The sequence below is a fragment of the Streptomyces sp. NPDC020299 genome (genome assembly GCF_044387825.1).
GTDB lineage: Bacteria > Actinomycetota > Actinomycetes > Streptomycetales > Streptomycetaceae > Streptomyces.
The window spans coordinates 251,168-261,521 of record NZ_JBIRWL010000001.1 but is presented as its reverse complement, the minus strand read 5'-3'; the positions used below and the strand labels follow the sequence as shown (position 1 = coordinate 261,521).

6 protein-coding genes and 1 pseudogene are annotated in these 10,354 nt (G+C 73.2%); 6 read left to right on the top strand and 1 reads right to left on the bottom strand.

Annotated features, from left to right (window positions below):
- Window positions 1–3 precede the first annotated feature (3 nt).
- Window positions 4–954 (bottom strand): hypothetical protein, encoded by a 951-nt coding sequence (locus tag ACH45E_RS01210; RefSeq protein ID WP_361436486.1) that lies wholly within the window; start codon window positions 952–954, stop codon window positions 4–6.
- A gap of 411 nt (window positions 955–1,365) precedes the next feature.
- Here ACH45E_RS01210 and ACH45E_RS01205 point away from each other — a divergent pair.
- The 6 genes and pseudogenes from ACH45E_RS01205 to ACH45E_RS01180 all read left to right on the top strand — a co-directional run.
- Window positions 1,366–1,870 (top strand): annotated as a pseudogene (locus tag ACH45E_RS01205) (oxygenase MpaB family protein); the annotation flags it as partial.
- 118 nt (window positions 1,871–1,988) lie between these two features.
- Window positions 1,989–4,205, top strand: a complete 2,217-nt coding sequence (locus ACH45E_RS01200) for a serine/threonine-protein kinase (RefSeq protein WP_361436489.1) — start codon at window positions 1,989–1,991, stop codon at window positions 4,203–4,205.
- 54 nt (window positions 4,206–4,259) lie between these two features.
- Window positions 4,260–5,822: an NAD(P)/FAD-dependent oxidoreductase gene (locus ACH45E_RS01195; RefSeq protein ID WP_361436492.1), complete on the top strand. Its 1,563-nt coding sequence runs from the start codon at window positions 4,260–4,262 to the stop codon at window positions 5,820–5,822.
- A 92-nt stretch (window positions 5,823–5,914) separates the two neighbouring features.
- Window positions 5,915–7,027 (top strand): nitronate monooxygenase family protein, encoded by a 1,113-nt coding sequence (locus ACH45E_RS01190; RefSeq protein WP_361436495.1) that lies wholly within the window; start codon window positions 5,915–5,917, stop codon window positions 7,025–7,027.
- Window positions 7,024–8,574: an acyl-CoA synthetase gene (locus ACH45E_RS01185; RefSeq protein ID WP_361436498.1), complete on the top strand. Its 1,551-nt coding sequence runs from the start codon at window positions 7,024–7,026 to the stop codon at window positions 8,572–8,574. Before ACH45E_RS01190 ends, ACH45E_RS01185 begins: the two co-directional genes overlap by 4 nt.
- 53 nt (window positions 8,575–8,627) lie before the next feature.
- A complete protein-coding gene (locus ACH45E_RS01180; protein ID WP_361436501.1) occupies window positions 8,628–10,124 on the top strand; it encodes an acyl-CoA synthetase in 1,497 nt (498 codons plus the stop codon).
- Window positions 10,125–10,354 lie beyond the last annotated feature (230 nt).

Below are 10,354 nucleotides of genomic sequence, written 5' to 3'. Positions count from 1 at the left end.
GGGTCAGCCGCTTTCGGGCGATACGAAGGCCGGGTCGGCCCGGCGGGATCCGGCCGTGAGGTACGTGGTGAGACGCTGGCCCGCGAGGTGCTCGGCGAGCGGGTTCTCCGGCAGCGGATGGCGCAGGGAGGTGTACAACTGGCGCCGGTACAGGTCGAAGCAGGACTCGACGAGTTCCGCGTACTGGCCGGCGGCGGACAGCAGGAAACCGCGGTAGGCCGTCGCGGCGACCACCAGGCACAGCGGGATCGCCCAGGGGGACCACACCGTCCACACCGCGGACGCCACGGCACACACCCACACCTGGACGCTCAGGTACAGGGACCGGCGGGCGGCGACGATCTCGTTCCTGGCGGTGTCCGGCAGCAGCAGCCACAGCCGGGGCCAGCAGATCACGGGGTCCAGGCCGTAGTGCGCGCGCACCCGGTCCTCCGAGGCGCGCAGCAGGTTGCCCAGCCGGGTCGGCATCCTGCGGGCGGGATCCAGCGGAGCCGACCGCATCGCGCGGACCAGCCGCCCCCGCGCCGCGAGTTCGCCGGCGTCCAGGTCGGCGGCCGGCCGGGCGGCCAGCACGCGCAGGCGCCCGATGTCCCGGTCGGCCCTTCGGCTCAGCCGCTCCCGCATCAGGCGTCCCGGGCCGCGGGAGGTTCCGTAGCCCTCCAGCAGACGTACGGCCAGCCGGGAGAGGAACTGCAGCAGCAGACCGGACAGCGTGAGCAGCAGCAGCGACGCCACCACGGTGAGGCCCTGCACCAGGGCGGGCAGGCCGGTCAGCCCCTCGGTCCACGCGGCGGCTGCCCCCGCCCAGCCCTTGTCGTGGACCGTGGCCCGCCCCGGGCCGTGCAGCCAGGCGAGCGCCCCCGCGAACCAGAAGAGGCAGGCGGGCGAGAACAGCGCGGTCAGCCAGCGTTCGGCGAGCTTCCCCCCGAGCCCCTTCCAGAAGTCACCCAGCATGCGGCCGCCAGCCGGCCGTGCGGAACACCAGATCCGCGTGGCACCGCGGGCAGCGGTTCGGCGGAGTCACCGGGTCGCCCACGTCCAGCAGTGGCCACGCGAAGTCACCGCCCGGGCAGACGAGCCGGTCGAAGTCGGCGAAGGCATCCCCCGCGAGCCCCTCGAACCCCCCGGGGCCGGACCGCACGCCCTGGCTGCGCTCCGCTTCGTCCGCGGGCTCAGAAGGCTCAGACGGCTCAGAAGGCTCAGAAGGCTTCAACGACAGTTCCCCCGTTCCCCCGTTCCGCCGCTCACGTCCCCCTCACGACACTCCCCACTCCGGGGCCGGTCCAGCCATGAAATCCGAACACTCCCGCTTTGGACCGAACTTGACCGACAGGGCCCAGATCTGATCGCCAAGGGTCCTGTGTGACGACGGAGGCCGCCGAGCGGGCCGGTGCCCGGGTGCGGAAGATCCACGCGATGCTGAACGCGTCCGATCCGCAGACGGGGGAGCGGTACGGCGTCGACGAACCCGAGCTGCTGCTGTGGGTGGTACCCGCCGGGGACAGAGCCGGGACGGCCGCCTGCTTTCGAGACCGTGCGGCCGCGGCTCGACGCAGGGGCCGACGCACGCGCGGTGGACGACTTCCTGCTCCGCCCGCCGACGCACCCCCTGCTGGTCCCGGTGCGCGCGCTGCTGTGGCGGAGGGTGGCGCATCTGGCGTACGCCTCCCTGCCGCCGTACGCCCACGAGCTGTACGGAAGACCGGCCCCCGCACCCGCCGCCGCCACCCGGCGGTTGCGCGCCACCGGCACCGTGCTGCGCGGGATTCCCGCACGTCTGCGCCGACAACTGCCGCCCAAACACATCCCGCGCGCCAGGGCGAGACTCGGACCGGACGCGCGCCCCGCACCGTACAAAGCCGGACGATAGGCCGCCATACTGGACGAGCAGGGGGGACGGATCGGGCCGGCCGGCTGCGCGCGACCGCATCTCGACGCCCTCCCCCGGGGGAGGCGCGGGGCGACAGCGACGGGGGCGACGGCGCGCGATGGCGGACTCCAGGCTGATCCAGGGCCGGTACCGGCTGCTGGACCTGATCGGGCGGGGCGGGATGGGCGAGGTCTGGCGTGCCCGGGACGAGTCCCTCGGCCGCCAGGTCGCCGTGAAGTGCCTGAAGCCGCTCGGCCCGCAGCACGACCACACCTTCACCCGTGTCCTCAGGGAGCGGTTCCGCCGTGAGGCCCGGGTGGCCGCCGCGCTCTCGCACCGCGGGGTGACCGTGGTCCACGACTTCGGCGAGGCCGAAGGCATCCTGTACCTGGTGATGGAACTGCTCCAGGGCCGCAACCTCAGCCAGCTCCTGGAGGACAACAGGCACCACCCGCTGCCCGTCGCCGACGTCGTCGACATCGCCGAGCAGGTCGCCGCCGCCCTCGACTACACCCATCAGCAGGGCATCGTGCACCGGGACCTGAAACCGGCCAACATGGTGCGGCTGACCGACGGCACGGTGAAGATCTGCGACTTCGGCATCGCCCGCCTCGGCCACGACATCGGCTTCACCTCCCGGCTGACCGGCACCGGCGTCGCCATGGGCACCCCGCACTACATGTCCCCGGAGCAGATCGGCGGCGACGAGGTCGACCAGCGCAGCGACCTGTACTCGCTGGGCTGCGTGCTGTACGAGATCGCCACCGGGGTGCCGCCGTTCGACCTGGAGGACGCCTGGGCCATCCTGATCGGCCATCGCGACACCCCGCCCCGGCCGCCGCGCGGTCACCGCGCCGAACTGCCCGCGTACCTGGAGCGGATCATCCTGGACCTGCTGGCCAAGCGGCCCGAGCAACGGCCGGGCGACGCCAGGGAGCTGGGCCGCCGGATAGCGGCCGGCCGGTCGTTGCCCGGATACGTGCCGACCGTGGTCACCGCACGCCCAAGGACCTCCGAACCGCGGCTGCCGTCCTGGACCCGGGGCATGACCACCGGGCACAAGGCGACCGGCACCGGGTTGCCGGGCCCGGCCCCCGACCCCGGCGCCGGGCTCACCGGCGAATGGATCGCCCGCCCGGTCCCCGCCCGCCCGGTCACCGCCCTCCCGCAGGCCCCGCCCCTCCCGCCCCCGCAGGCCGTGACCGCGCTCGACGGACGGCACCACGCGGCCCTCGGCCTGGGCCGGCTCGGCCGGTGGGACGAGGCGGGCGAGCTGCACCGGGCCGTCGCCGCCGAACGCGCCCGGCTGCTCGGCCCGGACCACCCCGACACCCTGGCCAGCCGGTACGAGCTCGGCTTCACCCTCAGCCGCGCCGGCCGCCCCGCCGACGCGCTGCGCGAGTACACGGAGGTCGCCCGGGCGAGAGCGCGCGTGCTGGGCGCCGGCCATCCCGACACGCTCGCCGCCCGGCAGGAGACGGCGTACGTACTGGGCCGGCTGGGCCGCCACTTCGACGCCCACCAGACGTACACCTCCGTGCTGGCCGCCCGGGAGCGCACGATGGGCGCCGAGCACCCCGACACCCTGCGATGCCGCCACAACCTCGCCTTCAACCTCAGCCGCCTCGGCCGCCTCGACGACTCCCACCGCATGGCCTGCGAAGTGGCCGCCGCCCGCGCCCGGGTCCTCGGCCCCCGCCACCCGGACACCCTGGTCACACGGTACGAAGTGGCGTACGCGCTTGGTCAGTTGGGCCGCTGGGCAGAGGCCCTGCGGACCTACCGGGAGGTCGCCGAGGCACGGGCGGCGGTCCTCGGCCCCGACCACGCCGACACCCTCGCCGCCCGCTACGAGGTCGGCATCAGCCTGGGCCGCCTCGGCCGCAGCGCCGAGGCGCTCCGGCTCTACCGCGACCTGATCGACGACCGCACCCGCGTCCACGGCGCCGGCCACCCCGAGACCCTGCGCGCCCGCCACGGCCTCGGCGTCAACCTCGGCCGCCTCGGCCGCTGGGAGGAGGCCCTCGCCGAGTCCCGCGACGTGCGTGCCCTGCGCGAGCGCGTGCTCGGGCCGGACCACCCCGACACCCTGGTCAGCCGCCGGGAGGTCGCCGTCGGCCTGGGCTGGCTCGGCCGCTGGCCGGACGCGCTGGCCGAGTACCACCACGTCGCCGCCGCCCGCGAACGCGTGCTGGGCGCCGACCACCCCGACACCCTCGCCAGCCGCAACGACGAGGCCCACTGCCTGGAACAGCTCGGCCGAGGAGCGGAAGCCGTCGCGCTGTACCGCCGGGTGGCGGTACAGCGGCAGCAGCGGGCGTCCGGCGGACACTGAGCCGCCACCGGCACGCCTCTGGCCCCTGTAGATCATCACGTGTTACGAAGAACCATGCCCCCACGCGAGCCATCTGGGACCTACGACGCCGTCATCGTCGGCGGCGGCCACAACGGCCTCGTCGCCGCCGCCTACCTGGCCCGGGCCGGCCGGTCCGTGCTGGTACTCGAACGGCTGGACCGCACCGGCGGCGCCGCCGTCTCCACCCGCCCGTTCGCCGGGGTCGACGCCCGGCTGTCGCGCTACTCGTACCTGGTCAGCCTGCTGCCCCGGAAGATCGTCCGTGACCTCGGCCTGAACTTCCGCGTCCGAGGGCGCACCATCTCCTCGTACACCCCCGTCGAGCGGGCCGGGCGGCCCACCGGGCTGCTGGTCGGCGGCGGCGAGCGGCGCACCCGGGAGGCCTTCGCCCGGCTGACCGGCGGCACCCGTGAGTACGAGGCGTGGCAGCGCTTCTACGCCATGACCGGCCGCCTCGCCCAGCGGGTCTTCCCGACGCTCACCGAACCGCTGCCCACGCGGGAGGAACTGCGCCGCCGCGTCGACGACGAGTCCGCGTGGCGGGCCCTGTTCGAGGAACCGATCGGCGTGGCGGTCGAGGAGAACTTCGGTGACGACCTCGTACGGGGTGTGGTGCTCACCGACTCCCTCATCGGCACCTTCGCCGACGCGCACGACGCCTCCCTGGCACAGAACCGCTGCTTCCTCTACCACGTCATCGGCGGCGGCACCGGCGCCTGGGACGTGCCCGTCGGCGGCATGGGCGCACTGACCGACGCCCTGGCCACCGCCGCGCGCGAGGCGGGCGCGGTGTTCGCGACGGGACACGAGGCGGTACGGATCGACACCGACGGGCGCTCCGCCGAGGTCGGCTACCGCACCGCCGACGCCGAGGGCACCGTCACGGCCCGGCACGTTCTCGTGGGCGCCTCCCCGCAGGAGCTGGCGGCCCTGACCGGCGATCTGGCCCCGGCGCCCGCCGAGGGCGCCCAGCTCAAGGTGAACATGCTGCTCAAGCGGCTGCCGAGGCTGCGGGACACCGACGTCGACCCGCGCGAGGCCTTCGCGGGCACCTTCCACATCGCCGAGGGCTACGAGCAACTGGCCACCGCCCACGCCCAGGCCGCGTCCGGCGAACTGCCCGCCGCGCCGCCCTCGGAGATCTACTGCCACTCCCTCACCGACCCCACCATCCTCGGCCCCGAACTGGTCGAACGCGGCTACCAGACCCTCACCCTGTTCGGCCTGCACACCCCTGCCCGGCTCTTCGCCCGGGACAACGACGCCGTCCGTGACGAGCTGCTGAAGTCGACCCTGGCCCAGCTCGACGCCCACCTCGCCGAACCCCTCGCCGACTGCCTGGCCGTCGACGCGGACGGCCGCCCCTGCATCGAGGCGAAGACGCCGCTGGACCTGGAACGCGATCTGCGCCTGCCCGGCGGCAACATCTTCCACCGCGCCCTGGCCTGGCCGTACGCCCAGGAGGACACCGGCCGCTGGGGCGTGGAGACACGGCACGCCAACGTCCTGCTGTGCGGGGCGGGCGCGGTCCGCGGGGGAGGGGTGAGCGGGGTGCCCGGGCACAACGCGGCCATGGCGGTGCTGGAGGGCGACTGACGCACGCCGCAGGGCAGTTGGCGCCCTGAAAATCTGACGGAGTATCAGAAAGAGGCTTCCGTCCTCCGGGGGACTGCGGCATCCTGCGCCCCATGCAGACGGAGCTGAGCAAGAAACTGGGAGTCGAGCACGCCGTCTTCGGCTTCACGCCGTTCCCCGCCGTCGCCGCGGCCATCAGCCGGGCCGGCGGCTTCGGAGTGCTCGGCGCGGTCCGCTACACCGACCCCGACGAGCTGAAGCGCGACCTGGACTGGATCGAGGCGCACGTCGAGGGCAGGCCCTACGGGCTGGACGTCGTCATGCCCGCCAAGAAGGTCGAGGGCGTCAGCGAGGCGGACGTCGAGGCGATGATCCCCGAGGGGCACCGGCGGTTCGTCACGGACACCCTCGCCAAGTACGGCGTGCCCGAACTCGCCGAGGGCGAGGCGTCCGGCTGGCGGATCACCGGCTGGATGGAACAGGTCGCCCGGACCCAGCTCGACGTCGCCTTCGACTACCCGATCAGACTGCTCGCCAACGCCCTCGGCTCGCCGCCCGCCGACGTCGTCGCCCGCGCCCACGAGCGGGACGTACTCGTCGCCGCGCTCGCGGGCAGTGCCCGGCACGCCCGCAAGCACAAGGACGCCGGCATCGACATCGTCGTGGCGCAGGGCTACGAGGCGGGCGGCCACACCGGGGAGATCGCCTCCATGGTGCTGACCCCCGAGGTGGTCGAGGCCGTCGCCCCGCTGCCCGTGCTGGCCGCGGGCGGCATCGGCAGCGGCCAGCAGGTGGCGGCCGCGCTGGCACTCGGCGCGCAGGGTGTGTGGCTGGGCTCCGTATGGCTGACCACTACGGAGGCCGATCTGCACTCGCCCGCGCTGACCCGCAAGCTGCTCGCCGCGGGGTCCGGCGACACCGTCCGCTCCCGCGCGCTGACCGGGAAGCCCGCACGCCAGCTCTGTACCGAGTGGACCGACGCCTGGGACGACCCGGCCGGGCCCGGCACGCTGCCCATGCCGTTGCAGGGCCTGCTGGTCGCCGAGGCGGTCTCCCGCATCCAGAAGTACGAAATCGACCCGCTGCTCGGCACCCCCGTCGGCCAGATCGTCGGCCGGATGAACAGCGAACGCAGTGTGCGGGCCGTCTTCGACGACCTCACCCGCGGCTTCGAGCGGGCCGTCGACCGCATGAACCGCATCGCCGGAAGGAGCGGCCAGTCGTGAGCACACCCCCCACGGGCTTCTGGGCCCAGGCCACCGCCGACCCCGACCGCACGGTCCTGATCGCCCCCGACGGCGAGGAGTGGACCGCCGGGAAGCTGCACGCCGCCGCCAACCGCCTTGTGCACGGCCTGCGCGCCGCCGGCCTGGAACGCGGCGACGCCTTCGCCGTCGTCCTGCCCAACGGCGTCGAGTTCCTCACCGCCTACCTGGCCGCCACCCAGGCCGGCCTCTACCTCGTCCCCGTCAACCACCACCTCGTCGGACCCGAGATCGCCTGGATCGTGTCCGACTCCGGCGCGAAGGTGCTCCTCGCACACGAGAGGTTCGAGGCCGCCGCCCGCCATGCCGCGGACGAGGCGGGCCTGCCCGCGACGCACCGGTACGCGGTCGGCGCGGTGGAGGGATTCCGGCCGTACGCCGAACTCCTCGACTCCCAGCCCGAGTCGGCGCCCGCGGACCGCGAACTCGGCTGGGTCATGAACTACACCTCGGGTACGACCGGCCGCCCCCGCGGCATCCGCCGCCCGCTGCCCGGCAGACTCCCCGAGGAGGCCTACCTCGGCGGATTCCTCGGCATCTTCGGCATCAAACCGTTCGACGGCAACGTGCACCTCGTCTGCTCGCCGCTCTACCACACCGCCGTCCTGCAGTTCGCGGGCGCGTCCCTGCACATCGGCCACCGACTGGTCCTGATGGACAAGTGGACACCCGAGGAGATGCTCCGCCTCATCGACGCGTACCGGTGCACCCACACCCACATGGTCCCCACCCAGTTCCACCGCCTCCTCGCCCTCCCCGGGGACGTACGCGCCCGCTACGACGTCTCCGCCATGCGCCACGCCATCCACGGCGCCGCCCCCTGCCCCGACCACGTCAAACGGGCCATGATCGACTGGTGGGGGCACAGCGTGGAGGAGTACTACGCGGCCAGCGAGGGCGGCGGCGCCTTCGCCACCGCCGAGGACTGGCTGAAGAAGCCCGGCACCGTCGGCAAGGCCTGGCCGATCAGCGAACTGGCCGTCTTCGACGACGACGGCAACCGGCTCCCGCCCGGCGAACTCGGCACGGTGTACATGAAGATGAGCACCGGCGGCTTCGCGTACCACAAGGACGAGGCCAAGACCCGCAAGAACCGCATCGGCGACTTCTTCACCGTCGGCGACCTCGGCCTGCTCGACGAGGACGGCTACCTCTTCCTCCGCGACCGCAAGATCGACATGATCATCTCCGGCGGGGTCAACATCTATCCCGCCGAGATCGAGTCGGTACTGCTCGCCCACCCCGCCGTCGCCGACGCCGCCGCCTTCGGGATCCCGCACGACGACTGGGGCGAGGAGGTCAAGGCCGTCGTCGAACCCGCCCCCGGCCAAGAGCCCGGACCCGCCCTCGCCGCCGCCCTGCTCGACCACTGCGCGGAGCAACTCGCCGGCTACAAGCGGCCCAAGAGCATCGACTTCATCACCGAGATGCCCCGCGATCCCAACGGCAAGCTGTACAAGCGACGGTTGCGCGACCCGTACTGGGAAGGCCGCACGCGACCCGTGTGATCCGCCCCCGAAGTCCTTGACCTCGCCCACGAGCGGCCCGAAGATCATGTGACATGACGCAGGCACAGGGCAGCACAGTCGACGGGGTGCTGCGGCGCAGTGCCCGCCGCACCCCGGCACGGGTCGCTGTGGAGTACGGCGAGCGGGCGTGGACGTACGCGGAGCTCGACGACGCCGTCTCCCGCGCGGCGGGCGTACTCCTCGGCCAGGGCCTGGCCAAGGGCGACCGGGTCGGCGCCTACGGCCACAACTCCGACGCCTACCTGATCGCCTTCCTCGCCTGCGCCCGCGCGGGACTCGTCCACGTCCCGGTCAACCAGAACCTGACCGGCGACGACCTCGCGTACATCGTCGGCCAGTCGGGCAGCGGCCTGGTGCTCGCCGACCCGGACCTCGCCGGGCAACTCCCGGACGGGGTACGGGAGATGCCGCTGCGGGACACCGAGGACTCGCTCCTCGCGCGGCTGGCGGACGCACCGCCGTACGACGGCCCCGAACCGCGCACCGAGGACCTGGTGCAACTGCTGTACACCTCGGGCACCACCGCCCTGCCCAAGGGCGCCATGATGACCCACCGGTCGCTGGTGCACGAGTACCTCAGCGCGATCGCCGCCCTGGACCTGAGCGCCGGCGACCGGCCGGCGCACGCACTGCCGCTGTACCACTCCGCCCAGATGCACGTCTTCCTGCTGCCCTACCTCGCCGTCGGCGCGACCAACATCATCCTCGACGCGCCGGACGGTGACCGCCTGTTCGACCTCGTCGAAGCGGACCGCGTGGACAGCCTGTTCGCGCCGCCCACCGTGTGGATCGGCCTGGCGAACCGGCCGGACTTCGCCACCCGGGACCTGAGCGGCCTGCGCAAGGCGTACTACGGGGCGTCGGTCATGCCGGTGCCCGTCCTGGAGCGGCTGCGCGAGCGGCTGCCGAAACTGGCCCTCTACAACTGCTTCGGCCAGAGCGAGATCGGCCCCCTGGCCACCGTCCTCGCACCCGACGAGCACAAGGGCAGGCTCGACTCCTGCGGCCGCACCGTGCTGTTCGTGGACGCCCGCGTGGTCGACGAGGACGGCGAGGACATGCCCGACGGCACGCCCGGCGAAATCGTCTACCGCTCCCCGCAGTTGTGCGAGGGCTACTGGGACAAGCCGGAGGAGACCGCCGAGGCCTTCCGCGACGGCTGGTTCCACTCCGGCGACCTCGCGGTGCGGGACGCGCACGGCTACTTCACGATCGTCGACCGGGTCAAGGACGTCATCAACTCCGGCGGCGTACTGGTCGCCTCCCGGCAGGTCGAGGACGCGCTGTACACGCACGAGGCCGTCGCCGAGGCCGCCGTGATCGGCCTGCCCGACGAGCGCTGGGTCGAGGCCGTCACGGCGGTCGTCGTCCCGCGCGGCGAGGTCACCGAGGACGAACTCATCGCCCACGCGCGCGAGAGGCTCTCCGCCTTCAAGGCGCCCAAGCGGGTGCTGTTCGTGGACGCACTCCCGCGCAACGCCAGCGGCAAGATCCTCAAGCGCGAGCTGCGGGACAGGTTCGGCGGCTGACGGCCGCGCCGCTCGCCGGTCCCGCCTGCCCTGGACTTCGCCCGATCGAGCGTCACCCGAGGGCCGGTTCGCGAGGTCCGGCAGTGCCCCGTCCGGGTGAGGTGATCCGCGTCCGGCAGCCCGGCGACGGCACCTCTCGTCACCCACCCGAACGGGCTAACCACGGAGCGTGAAGGCCTTGTGCCCACTGGCCCGTCCCCCATTCGGAGTTGCGTCCGTACGGCGGTCAT